This window comes from Halobacillus sp. ABR2_026 (assembly GCF_056158545.1).
In genome coordinates, this window is sequence record NZ_JBSWTM010000001.1 from 3275789 (window position 1) to 3293484 (window position 17696).

Sequence of the window (17696 nt, forward strand, 5' to 3'; positions counted from 1 at the left end):
TTCAAGAAAAGGTAGCTTTCGTTGAAGAAGTCAAATATAAAAAAAGTAATATCAACACTAAGCTTTAACAGAGCCATTAAAAAAAAGGAGTTGTTCTATATATGACTACCGTTCTTTTAGATGGCATCCGTACCCCTTTTGGTAAATGGAAAGGGGCTTTGAAAAAGCAAACCGCTACAGAACTCGGATCACAAGCGTTGCGAGCTTTGATCGAGAAAAATCCAGTGGCTGCCACAGCTGATGGAGTCCTGCTTGCTCAGGTGATTCAGGCGGGCAGCGGACAGAACCCGGCAAGACAGGTGGCCGATCAGGCAGGCGTCGATATCCATACCCCCGCCATCACGTTGAACAATGTTTGTTTAGGAGGAATTGCGACCATCGCGGATGCGTCCCGGAGGCTGCAGGTGAAGGAAGGAGAATTATATATTGTCGGCGGCTTCGACTCGATGACGAACGCTCCCCATACCGCTCCTGTTCGTCCTTCTTCAGGGCTTGGACATACAACGTTGACCGATACCTTACTGAATGACGGGTTATGGTGCGCCTTGAGCGATGTGTCCATGGGTGCTTTGACCGATGAGAAAAACCGCTACTTCGATATCGGCCGTGAAGAACAGGACGAATATGCTGCACTCTCACAGCAGCGGGCAGAAGCGGCCCAGGATAAAGAATCGTTCCGACCGGAAATCGCTCCGGTTGCGGGGGTGCTTGAAGAAGATGAAGGCATCCGCAAAGGAACAACCGCAGACAAGTTAGCCGGCCTCTCCCCAGCTTTTTCCAGTGAAGGTACGATTACCGCAGGGAATGCCTCACAGATGACCGACGGAGCGAGCGTCGGCATCGTCACAACCAAAGAAAAAGCGGACGAGCTTGGACAGGAACCGCTCGCCGAAATCCTCGGCTGGGCAGAAGTCGCCGGTCCAGATGCAAGTTTACAAACGAAACCTTCCCAGGCGATCCAAAAATTACTGGACCAACACGAATTAACGACCGACGACATCGATCTGTTCGAGATTAACGAAGCTTTCGCCAGTGTCGTCATCGCGAGCTGTCGGGAACTTGGCATCGATTATGACCGCGTCAATGTGAACGGCGGGGCGATCGCTCTCGGTCATCCTTTAGGCGGTACGGGCTTCCGTCTCGTGTTGACACTCGCTCATGAACTGAAACGCCGCGGAGGGGGCAAAGGCATCGCTTCCCTTTGCGGTGGTGGTGGTCAAGGAATGGCCCTGTTCATCGAAGTCCCACATACAACAGCTGAAAGGAGAGAAAATCAATGAGTATACCAACACCCGCTACGCCATCCCCTTTTCTATGGGAACCGACGAGCGAACGAATCGAAAACTCCCACATCCGAGCATTTGCTGAATCAACGAATCAGCCGCTTTTTCCTTACGAACGTTTCCACCGCTGGTCCATCTCGCACCTTTCTGAATTTTGGTCAGCCGTGTGGGATTATGCCGATATCATCGGGGAAAAAGGCGAGTGCGTCTACGTCCCCGGGGATGCCATGCCGGATAGCCAGTGGTTCCCGGAAGCACGGCTGAATTTCGCGGAAAATCTCCTCCGTGGACCGCTCCACCGGACAGCGGCCTACGAAGCGAATGAAAACGGTGTACAGGGAAGCATTACATTAGGAGATCTGAGACGTTCGGTCGCGAAAGCTCAGGAAGGATTGAAACGGCTCGGGGTCGAGAAAGGCGATTGTGTCGCCGGTGTTACGAAGAACGACATCCAGGGAATGGTGGCCTTGCTTGCGACGACTTCCTTAGGGGCCACATGGACATCGTGTTCTCCGGACTTCGGAACAAAAGGAATCGTCGACCGCATTGGCCAGGTGAAACCAAAAGTATTGATTGCCACTCTTTCCTATCAATATAAACAGAAGCCGTTCCATATCGAGGAAAAAATCAAGCAGACGACCGAACATCTCGAAGGACTGTCGGCTCTCGTCACTTTGGGAGGCGAAACGTCCATAGAAGGCATCCACACGCTCTCATGGGAAGAGCTTTCCAGCAATGAAGCCGAAGAACCTTCGTTCCAACCGGTTCCGTTCCAGCATCCGCTCTATATTTTGTACACATCCGGAACGACGGGACTGCCGAAAGCGATCGTCCATTCCGTCGGCGGGACGCTGCTTCAGCATGTGAAAGAGCACCAGCTGCACGGCGATGTTCAGAAAAATGATGTCCTGTTCTGGTATACGAATACCGCGTGGATGATGTATCCATGGCTCGTCTCAGGCCTTGCCAGCGAAGCGTCGATCCTGTTGTATGACGGCTCACCTGTCAGAAAAGATTCCCTCACCCATTTGTGGGACATCGCCGATGAAGTGGGCATCACCCATTTCGGCACGAGCCCTAAGTATCTGGATACACTAATGAAAGCAGGTGTGGACCTGAAAAGCACCCATTCACTTCACTCATTGAAAAGTCTGCTCTCCTGCGGGGCCCCGTTAGCATCCGAGCAGTACGACTGGATCTATCAAACGATCAAAGAGGATCTGTTCCTGGCCTCCATTTCCGGAGGAACCGAAATCATCGGCTGTTTTGTGATGGGCTCTCCTGCCCACCCGCTGAAGCGTGGCGAAATCGCCTGTAAAGCATTAGGCATGGCCGTAGATGTGCTGGATGAGCGCGGAGCTTCGGTTTACGAAGAAAAAGGGGATCTTGTATGCACGAAACCGTTCCCTAGCATGCCGCTCACCTTTTTCGGGGAAGGGGGCGATGAACGCTACCGAAGGAGCTACTTTTCCAAGCGCCCTGGGATTTGGACCCATGGCGACCTGGCAGAACAGACCATCGACCAGTCGTTCATCATTTACGGACGAGCGGATACGACGTTAAATCCTGGTGGCGTCCGCATCGGAACAGCAGAAATTTACGGCGTCGTTGATCATATTCAGGAAATCAACGACAGCGTCGTTTTCGGTTTACCGAAGGAACAGGACGAAGAAATCGTCCTTTGTGTCGTCACTGACGAATTAACGGAAGACTTAGCGAAAGACATCCGTCAGCAGATCAAAACGAAAGCCTCTCCGCGACATGTACCGAAGCGGATCTATCAAGTGGAGGACATTCCTCATACGATCAATGGAAAAAGAGTGGAAGGTGCTGCGAAAACGGCTGCTCTAGGAGATGAAGTGAAAAACGAAGCTTCCCTCCGCAATCCATCCAGCTTACCAGCATTTCGTCAGCTGACAGAAAGGAAGTTCTTCTAATGGCAGGCAACATTCAAGGGGCGATCACAGGCATCAGTGAACTGAAGCCCGTGCGCTATTCTCAAGGAAAAACGACGTTAAGTTATATTGCCGAATCTGTCCGGCTTGCCATGGAAGATGCCGGGATTTCAAAGGAAGATGTCGATGGTCTCCTCGTCGGACCACAAGTCGGGGAAACGCCACAGCATGTACCGGCGACCGTTTCTGAATATCTCGGAATCGATCCCAACATGTCCAACACCGTGGACCTGGGAGGAGCGACCGGACCGGGGATGATCTGGCGCGCAGCTGCCGCCATTCAGGCAGGGATGTGCGAAACCGTCGTCTGTGTTCTTGCCAACAAACATGAAAAAGGCGAAACATTGAGATCCCCGAACCGCAATCCGATTCGCGAATTTGATGTTCCTTTTGGAGCGTCTGGTGCGAATACGTCCTATGCTCTCTTAAAAAGACAGCACATGGCCGTCCACGGATCCACCCAGGAGGACTTTGCAACCATCGCCTACTGGGCCAGAAAAAACGCCCAATTGAACCCGGAAGCCATTTTTTACGGGAAGCCTGTAGAGATCGAGGATATCCTCGTTTCCCCGATGATCACCGATCCGCTTCACCTCCTGGAGATCGTCATGCCTGTCGCTGGCGGGGCAGCCGTAGTCGTGACGTCGCCGGAACAAGCAACCAATAGTAAACACAAGCCGGTCTACTTGAAAGGCGCGGGAGAAAAAATCTCCCACCGGGCCGTGAGCCAGGCCCCCGACATCGATGCCCTGCCTTTCACCTATTCGATCCCGAGAGCGCTAGATCAAGCCGGGACGACCGTTGACGATATCGACCTCTTTTCTTTGTACGACTGTTACACGAGTGTCGTCGCCACAACGCTTGAAAGCGCGGGACTATGTAAGCCCGGGGAATTCGGAGCGTTCGTCAAAAATCACACCTTCAGCCACGACGGGGACTATCCATTAAACACACACGGTGGTCAGCTTGGGTTCGGCCAGGCGGATCTCGCAGGCGGCATGTCCCATGTCATCGAAGCCGTCCGTCAACTGAGGGGCGAAGCAGATCATCGCCAGGTCCCACATGCCAAACAGGCACTTGTCACAGGAAATGGAGCCACATTAAGTGAAACGACAGCGCTCGTGTTAGGAGGAGAACAATGAGTGATTCGCCAAACATTTCATTGCCGGGGCCGACCATCACCCCGGTCAGCCAGCCCTTTTGGGAGAGCATCAAAGATGGAAACCTCAGCCTTCAGCAGTGCGACAAGTGTGAGCAGTGGATTTTCTACCCACGGGAACACTGCCCTTACTGTTTCCATCACTCGTTATCGTGGAAACAATCGTCCGGTCGAGGAAGGCTGAAAACATGGAGCATCATCCATCGATCCGGTCATCCCGCCTGGCAGGACCACACGCCTTATGCCGTCGGAGTGGTCACTCTTGAAGAAGGACCTTCGCTTTTGACCCATCTCTTAATAGAAGAAAACCAGTTGACTCATCATCTGAAGGTCGAAATGGAAATCAGTAACATCGGACCACATCCTTTGCCATTTTTCAAAAAACAGGAGGAAACGCTATGATCCTAACCTATTTCATCGCCGTCGCTTTATTCTGGCTGCTCGGTTTATTCATTTGGAAGAGCTTTTACACGACAAAGAAGGGAGAACGATAAACGATGCTTACGAGTTCCAGTGTGTTGTTATGGACCGTCATTCTTTTATTGGCCGTATACTTTGCCGCTGTAACGTGGGTGGGTAAAAAAGGACGGGCACACAGCCAGTCGATGGCCGGATTCGCCACCGCCCGGGGGAAAGTAAGCCCTTGGCTAGTCGGGGCAAGCTTCGCCACCTCCTACGCCAGTGCCAATTTATTCATCGGCGTCCCGGGGCTCGCGTACGAACACGGAACCGCCGTGCTCTGGTACACGCTCGGCTGCTTCGGTGTCTCCTGGGTCGGACTGCTTCTTTTCGCTAAAACGTTCTGGCGTTACGGGAAAAAATTCGGCCATGTCTCGACACTTCCCGAATGGCTGGGCAAACGCTACAATTCGAAAGCCCTGCAAGCCCTCGTCTCCCTGTTGATCTTATTCAATGTCTATTATATTGTCGGGCAGAATGTCGGGCTTGCAACCATCTTTGAAACCGTCATCGGTATTCCTTACACGTGGGGAATCATCATCGGGGTCGCCATCACTATTCTTTACATCGGTCTTGGAGGCGCCTTCGCGCAGATCATCACCGACGGCATCCAGGGAATTCTCATGGCGATCACCTCAATCTTCATCGTCGTCTCCTTTTTCTGGACCATCGGTGGAGGATGGAACGTCTTCGGTGTCCTGACCGACCGCTTGCACAGCATCGATCCGAACCTGACCGCTGCCATCGCTGACGGAGGACCTTACAACAGCGCGCTCGCCATCATGGCCGTACAGTTCCTCTTGTTCAGTTTCGTATTGATGCCCCACCTCTTGAACAAAGTCTTGTCGATTGAAAAAGAGGAAGACCTGGCCCCGTTCACCTTATCTGCAGGGCTGGTGCTATGCATTATCTCGACACTGATGGTCCTCGGTGGACTCGCCGCCCGCGTCCTGTTCCCGACTTTGCAAAGTGCCGATGCGGCAATTCCGACCTATGTCATTGAAGCCTTCCCGAGCGTCATCGCAGCCATCATGATCGTCGGTATCATCTCCGCGATCTTATCGAGTACGGACAGCCTGTACTTAGGAATCACGACTAGTATCGGGAACGACTTGTACCGCGTCGTCGCACCATTCCTATCATCTAAAAAACGATCCGCCCAACAACTGGACAACCAGTCGTTAAAAGTCGCGAAAGGTTCCCTGATTGTCGTTGGACTCCTGTCGCTCTACTTCTCTTTAGAACGACCAGAATCGCTGGCGTTTCTGATCCAATTCAGCTTTTCCGCGATCATATCCGGGATTATCGCACCGATCACACTCGGGTATTTCTGGAACCGGGCCAATCACTATGGCGCCATCGCCGCAGTGGTTACGGGGGCTTCGCTGTATGTCACCTTTACTTCTCTGAACTTGATCGGAAATATTTTCATTGCGATGTTCTTTAGTGCCGCTGCGGCGTTTGTCATTATGGGGGTCGTGAGTGTGCTGACGGCTAGAGGGGAGGAAAGGAAGTTGGTGTTGGAAAAATCCAGTTAACTTCCAGTTACAATAAGTTGCTAAAAAGAAGCGTACTACCTTAGGTAAGGCCACAAGGGTACGCTTCTTAATTATCTATCTTTTTTTATTACATAAAGTATAGCAAGAATCCGGAGAAAGCTTTCCATACAAACAAAAACCTAAATAAACCCACTCAACAAGACCGCCCTACCAGTTTCTTTGCAATCTACTACCCTGTCAAAAAAGAGACTACCTAAATTAATAGATAGTCTCTTACATCCTCACTGCCCATAGTAAGCATTTTCCCCGTGTTTTCTTTTGAAGTGTTTATCCAGTAAATAAGGGTTCATATGATAAGCATCCTTTGAAAGTTGCTCCGTATAGTAAGCTGAACTTGCGATTTCTTCCATGACCCGGGCATTCTCTACTGCATGGGAAGGAGTGGTCCCCCAATTGAAGGGCCCGTGTTCCTTTACTAATACGCCTGGTAAGTGCACAGGATTCAAACCTTCAAATCTTTCCACAATGACCTTTCCTGTATTCACTTCGTATTCTTCTTTAATTTCGTCCCGTGTCATATCCCTTGTACATGGAATTTCATCATTAAAGTAGTCGGCATGTGTCGTTCCATATGTAGGAATGGGACGACCAGCCTGAGCCCAACGTACTCCCCACGGGGAATGTGTGTGCACTATGCCTCCAATTTCAGAAAAAGCTTTGTACAATTCAAGGTGCGTCGCCGTGTCAGAGGATGGATTCAACTCCCCTTCAATTTTGTTCCCATCCAAATCGACGACAGGAAGCGAATTCATAGTCAACTCATGGTAAGGCACACCACTTGGCTTAATTACGACAAGTCCGCTCTCCCGATCGATGCCGCTCACGTTCCCCCAAGTCAGGATGACTAATTGTTGTTTTGGAAGATCCAGATTGGCCTGGAGTACTTCTTCTTTTAATTGTTCAAGCATGGGTATCTCCTTTCGACTTTAGAGACTGCTCAAGACTTTCATATTTCCTTTGACATTTTCATAGACATTTTTATATTGCTCATAGTATTCATTATATAGAGAGTGATTCAATGGATTCGGATAGATGGTATCCTCAAAATCCAGCCAATCTCTCACAACATCCGGGCTCTCAATTGTATTAGTTGCTATGCCAGCTAATATTGCATCTCCCAGAGGAGCTTCTACATCATCTTTAACGATTTTGACTGGGTGCCCTGTGACATCTGCATAAATTTGCGGCCAAATAAGGGACTTCGACCCTCCTCCTACAATGACGATTTCCTCATCAAGATCGACATCTGTCCCCGCTACCATTTCCATATTGTGTCTAAGAGAATAGGCAACACCCTCCATGAAAGCTTTATACAGATGGGATTTTTCATGAGTCAAGCTCAATCCCATGACCATCCCGCGTGCTGAGCTGTCCCATATCGGACTTCTTTCTCCCATGAAATAAGGGAGGACAAGCAGCCCTTCACTACCAGCCGGGATGTCTTTAGCTTGAAGATCTAACAATGTATAGGCATTAATCTTCAATTTTTCTTCACTTGAGCGTTCATCCTGTCCCAGTACATCTTTAAACCATTTCAGAATCACACCGGCTGTCGCTGCCCCACCAAATGTATAAATAATCTCTTCGGAATTATACACATGAGGCATGCTTACAAGCTCAGGAGAAAGATTTGGCTTTCCTGTAATGAACCCCCAGCACATCGATGTCCCTAACATCGCCACATGGTTTCCTTCTTCCAGAGCACCTGCGCCTAATGTAGCGACTGGAGCGTCCACCCCTCCGCAAATGACGGGTGTTCCCTCCATTAACCCTGTTTTAAGGGAGGCTGCTGGCGTGATTGAACCGACAATATCGGTTGATTCTACTAACCTCTCAGGCAAATAGTCCAAAGGAATTCCAAGGTCCTCAGCCATTTCCGGTGACCATTTTCGTTCCTTCAGATCAAATACACCTCCTACGTTTCCAGCCGATGAGTAATCAACAGCCAACTGTTCGGTCATTTTAAATACGATATAGGGTGCCGGCGGGATAAAATAATTGATTTGGCCCCATACATCAGGAAGGTTATTTTTCATCCATAACATCTTAGTAAACCCAAAATAAGAATTGACGTGATTTCCTGTAATACGGAATAGTTTATCTAAATCGATATGGTTGTGAACCCATTCGACTTCTTTTTCAGCTCTACGATCCATCCAGATCAGACATGGAGCCAGCGGATTCATGCCCTGATCGACAGGAATGCCGGAACCCCCATATAAACTACTGACAGATACTCCATTTACCTTAGATGGATCCACTTGAGATTTCCTGATAACCCCCTGGATCGTATCATAGACGGCATCTTCCCAAACCTGAGGCCACTGCTGAGCCCAGGAGGGTTTGGGAGTTTCCACTTCATAACCTTTATAGCTATGTCCTAAAACTTCCCCCAATTCATTAATAAGAACTGCTTTCGTTCCCTGTGTACCAATATCTACTCCTATAAGATAGCTCATTCCGCCTCTCCTTCCCTATTTACTTACTTCTTCTATAACTGGAGGTTACGGTTTTATTGACACTTTGATGGCGCTGGCATCCTGAGCCATACCGATCGCCTCCTGGAAATCCTCCAGCTGATAAGTATGAGTCACGATTCCTTCGGCACTTACCAAACCTCTTTCAAAAAGATCAATAGCCACCGGGTACGTGTATGGACCTAAGTGAGAACCTCGGATGTCCAATTCCTTTTTATCCCCGATAACACTCCAATCTGTTGTCGTTTCCTGACCGAATACACTGAATTCTACATACCTGCCTAACTTACGAATCATCTCCAACCCTTGTGTTACGCCTTTTGGATTACCTGTAGCATCGATATATACATCGCACCCGTATCCGTCTGTCATAGATTTAATCTTTTCAACGGCATCCTCATTCATCGGGTTGATAACCATATCCGCTCCGAAATTCCTGGCTGATTCCAACCTTTTATCATTGGCATCCAATACGACTAATTTTTTGGGAGTCTTTAATTTAATCAACTGGGTCATACAAAGACCGAGTGTCCCCGCTCCCGCCAATACAACGACATCTTCAAACTCTATTTCTGCCCTTTGTACAGCATGAATCGCACAAGCCATTGGTTCAATGAGACTGGCTTCATCATCCGTGACACCCTCTGTGACTTTGTAAATTTTGGACTTGTTACTGAATCTCATGTATTCAGCCAACGCCCCTTCGGCTACCTCTTGCTGGAACCCGTACATATTGTGGACTTGGCACATCCAGTACTTTCCGGTATTGCAATACCTGCAATTTCCACAAGGGTTTATTTGATCGGTGGTAACCTTATCTCCCACTTCTATCCCGTGTAACTCTGCTGCACCTCCCCCTAAATGGACAACGGTCCCAAAAAATTCATGCCCTGGGATAACCGGAGCTTTCAACCATGGATCATCACCCGCCCAGTACATATCCGCTCCATGATAAACTTTCAAATCACTTCCGCATATTCCACAGGCTTCAACCTTAATAATCACTTCCCCCGCTCCAGGCTTCGGTGTTCTCACTTCTTCTACTCGGTAATCTTCCGGTCCATAGCATACGACAGCTTTCATATGTTCAGGTATGTTCGTCATATCAATCTCTCCTTTTATTAGAATTAATCCTTCTTCACTCGACTGCTGTAATAAATAGCACCGATGATAATAGCGCCCTTCAACACCCGCTGGACGTAAGGGGAAATACCCAGCAAATTCAGTCCGTTACTTAAAACACCAAGCAATAAAGCCCCAAGCAAAGTTCCAAAAATATGCCCACGGCCTCCCGAGATAGCCGTACCGCCAAGTACCACAGCGGCTATCGCATCAAGCTCGTATCCGACACCTGCATTGGGTTGGCCAGAAGCAAGTCTTGAAGTCATGATCAATCCACTGATACTTGCTGTAACCCCACTAATTAAATAAACAAGAGCCTTGATCCGCTTCACCTTTATTCCTGAAAGTCTGACCGCTTCTTCGTTTCCGCCCAGAGCATAAATGTACCTGCCTAATGGTAAATGGTTAAGAATCAAATATGCAGCTAAAAAGACAAGTGCCATGATGACCACAGGCATCGGAATGACGCCGAACAGATAACCCCGGCCGATAAACGTAAAGGAATCCGATAAACCTGAAAGCGGGTATCCTCCTGTATAAAGGAGGGCTGCCCCCCTCGCAATTTCCATCATTGCAAGTGTTACAATAATGGCTGGAATCTTGGCATACGCAACAAATGTACCGTTGATGTATCCAATAACGCCCCCGATTAAAATACCGGCCAGGATGGCCAGAAGAGGTGGCAATCCACTATTAATCATCAATCCAGCCATTATTGTTCCTGTAAAGGCCATGACTGACCCCACTGACAGATCGATCCCACCTGTCAAAATAACGAAGGTCATCCCTACAGCCAGAATTCCGTTGATGGAAACCTGCCTGAAGATATTTGCTATGTTCGTTCCCGTTAGGAATTCGCTGCTCATCACTGAGAAGACGATGCAGAGGATGACGAATCCTAGAAACGTCAGCATCTCTGGATTTTTGAACATTTCTCTAGAATTTCTTACTTTCAATTGATTCGTAAGTGCATTCGATGCATTCACTTCCCATCACCACCCGTTGCAGAATACATGACTTTTTCTGATGTTGCTTCGTCACCCTTTATTTCTGATTTCACATGACCTTTGTGCATGACAAGCACCCGGTCACTCATTCCTAAAACTTCCGGAAGCTCAGAAGAGATCATAATAATACCGATTCCTTTTTCGGCCAAATGCCGCATCAACTTATAAATTTCTTCTTTCGCGCCAATATCAATACCTCTTGTCGGTTCATCAAAGATTAATAGATTACAATCGGTATTTAACCATTTGGCCAATACAACTTTTTGCTGGTTTCCACCACTTAGATTTTTGACTTTCTGGTTGGCGTGCGGGGTTTTAATCAATAAATCCCTGATGGAATCCTGCACAATCTCATTTTCCTTCTTTTTGTTTATAATGTTCAGGTTATTTGATAGTTTATGAAGAATCGGTAAACTGATATTATTTTTAACCGTTGCCCCTAAAATGAGCCCTTGAGTTTTACGATCCTCTGGAATAATACAGATCCCATGCTCCAATGCTTCAGTCGGAGATTTAATGTTCACTTTTTTTCCATTCATAAAGATTTCTTTCCTTTGTGCTTTATCTGCACCAATCAGAGCTCTAACCATTTCGGTTCGCCCTGAACCAACCAAACCGGCAATCCCTAAAATTTCCCCTTTGCGGACATGAAATTGAATATTCTCTATGTTTTGATTATGAAGATCCTTCACCTCAAAAAGCATCTCATCATGTTGATACTCTTTCTCCTTGTTTGGAAAAGCATTGGTGATCTCTCTTCCAACCATCAACTTTACAATTTCCTGTTTATTTGTGTCAGCGACATCCTTGGTCGCCACCCATGTTCCATCTCTCAAGCAAGTCATACTATCACACATGGAAACGATTTCATCTAAATGGTGCGAGATGTAAATGATCGTGACACCCTCAGACTTCAATTTTTCAATTAACCGAAACAGGTCCTCAATCTCTTTTCCTGTCAAACTTGCGGTTGGCTCATCAAAAATCAATACTTTCGTTTCAATGGCGATTGCTTTCGCAATTTCGACAAATTGCTGCTGAGCGATGCTCAATTCCGATACCGGTACCTTCAAATCTATATCAGCATGAAGCGACTCCAATACTTCGACAGCTTTTTCTTTCATGAAAGATTTGTTCAACAACCCGTTTCTTTTTCTAACTTCTCGTCCGAGAAAAATATTATCAACCGTATTAAGATAGGGGATTAAGCTGAACTCCTGATGAATAATACTAATCCCAAGATTCTGCGCCTGTTTTGGATCGGTGAGTTGAATTTCTTTTCCTTCTAAGTAAATTTTTCCTTTTGTCGGATGATACACTCCAGACAATATTTTCATCAGGGTCGACTTTCCTGCACCATTTTCTCCGACGAGTGCGTGCACTTCTCCTTTCCGGATAGAGAAGCTGACATTTTCCAAAGCCTTTACTCCTGGAAACTCTTTCGTTATGTTTTGAATGTTGAGTATATCTGTCACATCCACACCTCCGAATTCTCAATAGCGCGCCTGAAGAAAGGAGCGCTATTGAATGCATTTACCAGCTGAATCCTTCCGCATTTTCTTTCGTTAGAAGTTTGACATCAATCGGAACTTCTTCAGGAACAACTTCTGCTCCCCAGTGCTTTGCCAAAGCCATACCCATTCCTACTCTGATTTGATCCCTCGGAAATTGAGCAACCGTAGATTTGAAGATATCGCCTGAAACAATCGCTTCCACAGCCTCAGGGTGACCATCGACACTATAAAGCGCTACTTCTCTTCCAGAAGATTCAATTGCGCCTAATGAACCAAGCGCTCCTCCATCATTCACGCTGAAAATCGCATCCAAGTTCTGATTGGCCTGCAGCATATTCTCTGTCACTGACATCGCTTTTGAACGATCTTGTTCTCCATTTTGAGTATCGACAATTTCAATGTTTGAATGTTCACTGATGGCATCTTTAAACCCTTCCACACGTTGCAGAATAGGTACAACTGGTATTCCATCCAGAATGGCCACATTCCCCTCTCCACCTAAATCTTCCACCATTTTTTCGCCTGCCATATAACCCGCATCATAGTTCTTGGATCCTACAAATGAATCGATGGGACCTTCTGCCTGAGCATCGATTGCCACTGTAATAACTCCAGCTTCCTCCGCCTGCATTACAGCGCTTTCAACGCCTTCACTATCCGCAGGGTTAATCAGTAGAATGTCAATGTCCTGCTGGACCATATCACTGATGTCGTTCACTTGCTTCGTTACATCATGCTGAGCATCAGAAATTATGGTTTCAGCCCCGACAGATGCAGCTGCTTCTTCAAAAGATTCTTTCATAGAAATGAAATAAGGATTGTTCATTTCCTGAAAAGACATTCCGATTTTCAAATCCTCTCCACTCTCAGCTCCACTTGCCGCTCCGCCGCTGTCGTCTGCGCAGGCACTTAGTAGAAATAAAGCAAGTGTAGATAATAGCAAAACCAATCGATAAGATATTTTCAAATTCATAACCTCCCATAGGATAAATTTCATCACATTCGTTTATGACACCTATTCACGTTCAATGATAGAACTACCACCCCCTTAAAAATTCATTAGAATAAAAAAAGCGCCTTATTAGACACTATACGTTCGTGATCCACACGAAAATATAGCTCATAATAAGGCGCTCTTAGCCTGAATGTCCTTCCACCACCCATAAGCGGAAGAACACAAAATATGTTTTGGATAACTTCTGTAACAAGAATAAAATAAACCGCTTTCAAAGTCAAGAATAATTAAAAAATAATTTCTGCTTCATCCTCATAGCAAACTTTCCATTTCGATAATACTCTTTGCAATGTCTACTAATTTCTTATTTTTGTTCCTGCTCATCGTCTGCATTTTTTTCATAGCTTCCGGCTCTTTCAAGCTTTTGGACTCCATTAATATTCCCTTAGCCTTCTCAATAAACTTCCTAGCCTCCAGAGCTTTCTTTGTATCATTGAGTTCTGCTTGCAATCCCTTGAATTCTTCTACTCTGGCCAGCGTAATGTTGATCGCTGCTTTCAAATCTTTCAGGTCAACAGGCTTTACTAAATAGCTGAACACTCCCTCTTCAGAGGCTCTTTTAATTAAGGTTTCGTCATGGTAAGCGCTGATGATAATGGATGGAACAAACATTTCCTCGTTGATCCTATGGATGGCTTCAATGCCATCCATTTTTGGCATACTCACATCCATAAGAGATAGATCAGGCTTCAGATCCAAGGTTAACTGAACGGCTTCATCTCCATCTTTCGCTTTTCCTACAATTTCATGCCCTAACTCTTGTAAGTTGGCTTCCAACCCCATCATAACCAGCATTTCATCTTCTGCGAGAACAATTCTAAGCTTGTTTTCGATCGATCCCACCCCTTTATCATCTATTAATCTTGACAAATTCCATGTCGATTTATGACTATTAGTTCATTTATACTGTACTAAAGTGTAATTGTAAAACGCAACTCAGAAAGGAGACAGGGAATACTATGGAACCATCTTTTTTTGAACTGAATAACTTCACCTACTCTGACCCTTCCCAGTCATTTAATATCCAGATAAAGAAAAACGAAATTCATTCGTTAATGATCAAAGACTCCAGTGAACAAGAATTATTCATCGAACAATTGCAATATATCCATCGCAATAGAAAAAATGTATTTTTTCAAGGGGAAGAGGTGAACCCGCCGCCCAATGGTCTTGATATCGGACATCATACGTCCATTGAATTTCTCCATCGCTCCCCATTGACGTCGGACAATTTAACCGTAGCGGAGAACGTAAACTTGATGCATTTACCAAGATATCCCTTCCTTCCCTTCCTGAATTGGAACAAAATCTATAAGAATACAGTCGATCTTTTCAACCGTTTAAACCTGGACTATGACCCTAAAGAGAAACTCTATCGTTTGTCTGCCGAAGATAAAAAATTCATCTACTTATGCCGGGTGTTGATTCTGAATCCTTCATTCCTCATCTTGCATGAACCAACAGAAAATCTCTCATCCAAGAACGCCATTAAAATGTTTAATATCCTCCAACAGTTCAAAGAAGAAAGAGGCAGCCTCCTATTAATAACCAAACAGTGGGAAGATGCCTTGAAAATCGGCGACCATATTTCCATTTTGAATAATGGGGAGTTAACCGGCCAGATGTCTGCATCAGAAGCCAAGGCAGATCCGCAAATGTTCCTGAAGCGAATCGAAGGATACAACTTTCAAAACCAGGATCAGATGAGTGAAGACGGCAAAAGCTTTCTGAATTCCGTATTCAAAGCAGCCGAGTTTTTGACATCTGAATATGAATTGAAGGACGTACTCCTCCTTCTCGCTAAAGAAGTCAATAAATTCATGCATGCAGACGGATGTGCTATTCAATTGCTGGATGAGGACACTTGGAATACTATTGATAAATTTGAATATCAGGATAACAGCAGCATCAACGTTCAATTAAAGAAGGATACCATCCTGAAAATTGCAAAATCCAACGAGATTTTTTATATCAACCAGAAAGACAAGGAATTCGATATTCTGTTCGAGAAAAATGATAAAGTCAGGACATTCATCTGCATTCCTGTACTTATCCGTTCTCAAGTCACAGGTTTGATCAGTATTTATTATGAAGATTACTATGTCTATTCCAAAGAAGAATCACAGTACCTTTCTGCTCTGGCTAAACATGTTGCAATAGCCATCGAGGATACAAGATTAATGGGGAGGTCCACCCTCCTGCAGGAAAGTCATCATCGCATTAAAAACAATCTGCAGTCGATCATCGGATTGATCACCCTGCAAAAAGCTGTTTACAAACAAGATAAACGCCGCTCCATCGATGAATTACTGGATAATGTCATTCACCGCATAAAGAGTATTGCAGCTGTCCATGACCTGCTCTCGAAGGATCGTATGGGGAGGAGCATCATCAATTTAAAAGACCTGGTGGAATCAATCATAGAAGTTTCATCGGCAACACCAGACATATCTACTTCTTTAAGGTTGGAAGATGTTTTTATCCCCTATAATAAAGCGACTTCTATTGCATTGATTATCAATGAGCTTGTGATTAACTGTCATAAACATGCGTTCAACCACCAGGACAGTGGTCATATATGGATTCATTCCTATAAGGATAATGATTATATCACCCTATCGGTTAGTGATGATGGAATAGGATTGCCCTCTGATTTTGATATAAAAAAAAGTGATAGTTTAGGTCTGACCATAATAAAGGGCATCCTGCAGAGTGAGCTTCATGGGAGCTTGAAGCTAGAGGAATCTTCAGTGGGAGGCAGTGCTTTCACTATTATGATTCCGACGAAGCACTTATTTGCAACATAATAACCCCATGCCCACTTAAAGGAAGTATTGTAAAAGGAGGATGATTGTGCTAATCTTGCGTGTGGCTCATCATTTACTCGTGTTTTTATACATTTACATATTAACTATTATTCTCACTGTTCCTTAAACCTATAAAACCTAACAATAGATTAGTAAAAACACTCTCCGACTCCCGCTCCCCCGCTTATTTGGAAGTCCAATATCTAAAAAAAATAATATAAAGGATGAATGCTTTGAAAAAATTAATGTTTATAACGTCTGTTGTTATGATTTTCTTATTGATTCCTAATCTCCAAGCTCACGCTTATCCATTTGAACCGGTCGATATTGAAGGGCATTGGGCCTATGAAGAACTGGATCAGTTTGCGAAATCTTCTCTTGTGAAGGGGTATGAATTGTCAGATGGCAGAAGAGAAATCCGACCAGACCAGTCGATTACTCGCGCCGAATTCGTAACCATTTTGAATCGTGCTTTAGACCTGAAGGAAGTAGAGGGTGGAGAGGAATTTCAAGATATTAAGGGGAAATGGTATGAAGAGAGCATTCATCTTGCTTCTTCCCATGGACTGGTGAATGGGGTTGGACATAATAAGTTCGCACCCAACCGTGACATTACACGAGCAGAAATTGCTACCATCATTATTCGAGCGATGGAAGACAGTGTTGACTTTTCTAAAGGATCTGCCAAAACGTTTGAAGACGTATCTCAGCACTGGGCATTAGATGCGATTAATCAGGCCAGTAAAGTCGGCATTATCCAAGGGGTCTCCCCGACAGAATTCAAGCCCAACCGGAACGCTAATCGTGCAGAATCCATTGTTATGATCAAGCGGGCCTTAGACAAAGAACAAAGCAATGCTCCTTCGGAAAAAGATCTGGTGAACCTCATTCATCAATTATCCGACGAATGGACTTCCGCTCTTGAAACGAAGGATCATGAAAAGTTAAGAGCTACACAAGACCGGACCACTGGCTATTATGAAGCGATGCAATCGATCAGTATTTCCTACGACATCAAAGGGATGGAAGACGGAACTTCGGTGGAATATGAGAGGACTACTCCGAAACAAGGACATGCCGTTCATATTGCTGATCGATTCGCTGATGTGAAGATTACGCAGGGGGAAGTAGAAAGAACAGTGACTTTCCCTTACGAACGTAATGGAAGTAATATTTGGACTTCCTCTATTTCTGAGGTGGGAACCTACCGTTTTTATAAGGAAGATGGAAAGTGGAAGATTTACGATGTACAATCACCAGAGGAAGATCATTTGCTGCTATATTAAACGTAAAAACCGCTCCAAAGCGACAATGCTTTGGAGCGGTTTTTTATTTGAAA

General features: G+C 45.7%; 14 protein-coding genes. 7 read left to right on the forward strand and 7 right to left on the reverse strand.

All coding sequences use genetic code 11. The annotated features are described in order from the left end of the window. Positions 1–101 precede the first annotated feature (101 nt). From ACXADE_RS16815 to ACXADE_RS16835, 5 genes are all read left to right on the forward strand, one after another. Positions 102–1280 (forward strand): acetyl-CoA C-acyltransferase, encoded by a 1179-nt coding sequence (locus ACXADE_RS16815; RefSeq protein WP_474981575.1) that lies wholly within the window; start codon positions 102–104, stop codon positions 1278–1280. Further along, the gene (locus ACXADE_RS16820) at positions 1277–3220 is read left to right on the forward strand and encodes an acetoacetate--CoA ligase (RefSeq protein ID WP_474981576.1); all 1944 of its coding nucleotides are present in this window, start codon (positions 1277–1279) and stop codon (positions 3218–3220) included. Before ACXADE_RS16815 ends, ACXADE_RS16820 begins: the two co-directional genes overlap by 4 nt. Beyond that, a complete protein-coding gene (locus ACXADE_RS16825; RefSeq protein ID WP_474981577.1) occupies positions 3220–4380 on the forward strand; it encodes a thiolase family protein in 1161 nt (386 codons plus the stop codon). Before ACXADE_RS16820 ends, ACXADE_RS16825 begins: the two co-directional genes overlap by 1 nt. After that, positions 4377–4799, forward strand: a complete 423-nt coding sequence (locus ACXADE_RS16830) for a Zn-ribbon domain-containing OB-fold protein (protein WP_474981578.1) — start codon at positions 4377–4379, stop codon at positions 4797–4799. Before ACXADE_RS16825 ends, ACXADE_RS16830 begins: the two co-directional genes overlap by 4 nt. A 95-nt stretch (positions 4800–4894) precedes the next feature. Further along, entirely contained in the window at positions 4895–6394 is a 1500-nt protein-coding gene (locus tag ACXADE_RS16835) for a sodium:solute symporter family transporter (RefSeq protein WP_474981579.1), read from the forward strand. 242 nt (positions 6395–6636) lie between these two features. On the opposite strand, the gene ACXADE_RS16840 is transcribed toward ACXADE_RS16835, so the two are convergent. The 7 genes from ACXADE_RS16840 to ACXADE_RS16870 form a co-directional block, all read right to left on the reverse strand. Continuing rightward, positions 6637–7323 (reverse strand): L-ribulose-5-phosphate 4-epimerase, encoded by a 687-nt coding sequence (locus tag ACXADE_RS16840; RefSeq protein ID WP_474981580.1) that lies wholly within the window; start codon positions 7321–7323, stop codon positions 6637–6639. A gap of 18 nt (positions 7324–7341) precedes the next feature. After that, positions 7342–8874 (reverse strand): FGGY-family carbohydrate kinase, encoded by a 1533-nt coding sequence (locus ACXADE_RS16845; RefSeq protein ID WP_474981581.1) that lies wholly within the window; start codon positions 8872–8874, stop codon positions 7342–7344. 45 nt (positions 8875–8919) lie between these two features. Further along, on the reverse strand, positions 8920–9996 hold the full coding sequence (locus ACXADE_RS16850) for an alcohol dehydrogenase catalytic domain-containing protein (protein ID WP_474981582.1): 1077 nt from the start codon (positions 9994–9996) through the stop codon (positions 8920–8922). A gap of 23 nt (positions 9997–10019) precedes the next feature. Further along, the gene (locus ACXADE_RS16855; protein WP_474982261.1) at positions 10020–10946 is read right to left on the reverse strand and encodes an ABC transporter permease; all 927 of its coding nucleotides are present in this window, start codon (positions 10944–10946) and stop codon (positions 10020–10022) included. A gap of 50 nt (positions 10947–10996) precedes the next feature. Continuing rightward, on the reverse strand, positions 10997–12496 hold the full coding sequence (locus tag ACXADE_RS16860) for a sugar ABC transporter ATP-binding protein (protein ID WP_474981583.1): 1500 nt from the start codon (positions 12494–12496) through the stop codon (positions 10997–10999). Positions 12497–12554: 58 nt separating this feature from the next. Then, positions 12555–13502: an ABC transporter substrate-binding protein gene (locus tag ACXADE_RS16865; protein WP_474981584.1), complete on the reverse strand. Its 948-nt coding sequence runs from the start codon at positions 13500–13502 to the stop codon at positions 12555–12557. A 300-nt stretch (positions 13503–13802) separates the two neighbouring features. Next, positions 13803–14393 (reverse strand): ANTAR domain-containing response regulator, encoded by a 591-nt coding sequence (locus ACXADE_RS16870; protein WP_474981585.1) that lies wholly within the window; start codon positions 14391–14393, stop codon positions 13803–13805. A gap of 116 nt (positions 14394–14509) precedes the next feature. Here ACXADE_RS16870 and ACXADE_RS16875 point away from each other — a divergent pair, with 116 nt between their 5' ends. Together ACXADE_RS16875 and ACXADE_RS16880 are read left to right on the forward strand one after the other, a co-directional pair. Further along, positions 14510–16357 (forward strand): histidine kinase dimerization/phosphoacceptor domain -containing protein, encoded by a 1848-nt coding sequence (locus ACXADE_RS16875; protein WP_474981586.1) that lies wholly within the window; start codon positions 14510–14512, stop codon positions 16355–16357. 233 nt (positions 16358–16590) lie between these two features. Further along, positions 16591–17643, forward strand: a complete 1053-nt coding sequence (locus tag ACXADE_RS16880; RefSeq protein ID WP_474981587.1) for an S-layer homology domain-containing protein — start codon at positions 16591–16593, stop codon at positions 17641–17643. Positions 17644–17696 lie beyond the last annotated feature (53 nt).

What these genes read in the sequence shown, in the direction of transcription:
- ACXADE_RS16825 (WP_474981577.1), top strand. Translation starts at nt 3,220, where the DNA reads ATGGCAGGCAACATTCAAGGGGCGATCACAGGCATCAGTGAACTGAAG.
- ACXADE_RS16820 (WP_474981576.1), top strand. Translation starts at nt 1,277, where the DNA reads ATGAGTATACCAACACCCGCTACGCCATCCCCTTTTCTATGGGAACCG.
- ACXADE_RS16815 (WP_474981575.1), top strand. Translation starts at nt 102, where the DNA reads ATGACTACCGTTCTTTTAGATGGCATCCGTACCCCTTTTGGTAAATGG.
- ACXADE_RS16835 (WP_474981579.1), top strand. Translation starts at nt 4,895, where the DNA reads ATGCTTACGAGTTCCAGTGTGTTGTTATGGACCGTCATTCTTTTATTG.
- ACXADE_RS16845 (WP_474981581.1), bottom strand. Translation starts at nt 8,874, where the DNA reads ATGAGCTATCTTATAGGAGTAGATATTGGTACACAGGGAACGAAAGCA.
- ACXADE_RS16840 (WP_474981580.1), bottom strand. Translation starts at nt 7,323, where the DNA reads ATGCTTGAACAATTAAAAGAAGAAGTACTCCAGGCCAATCTGGATCTT.
- ACXADE_RS16855 (WP_474982261.1), bottom strand. Translation starts at nt 10,946, where the DNA reads ATGTTCAAAAATCCAGAGATGCTGACGTTTCTAGGATTCGTCATCCTC.
- ACXADE_RS16875 (WP_474981586.1), top strand. Translation starts at nt 14,510, where the DNA reads ATGGAACCATCTTTTTTTGAACTGAATAACTTCACCTACTCTGACCCT.
- ACXADE_RS16830 (WP_474981578.1), top strand. Translation starts at nt 4,377, where the DNA reads ATGAGTGATTCGCCAAACATTTCATTGCCGGGGCCGACCATCACCCCG.
- ACXADE_RS16850 (WP_474981582.1), bottom strand. Translation starts at nt 9,996, where the DNA reads ATGACGAACATACCTGAACATATGAAAGCTGTCGTATGCTATGGACCG.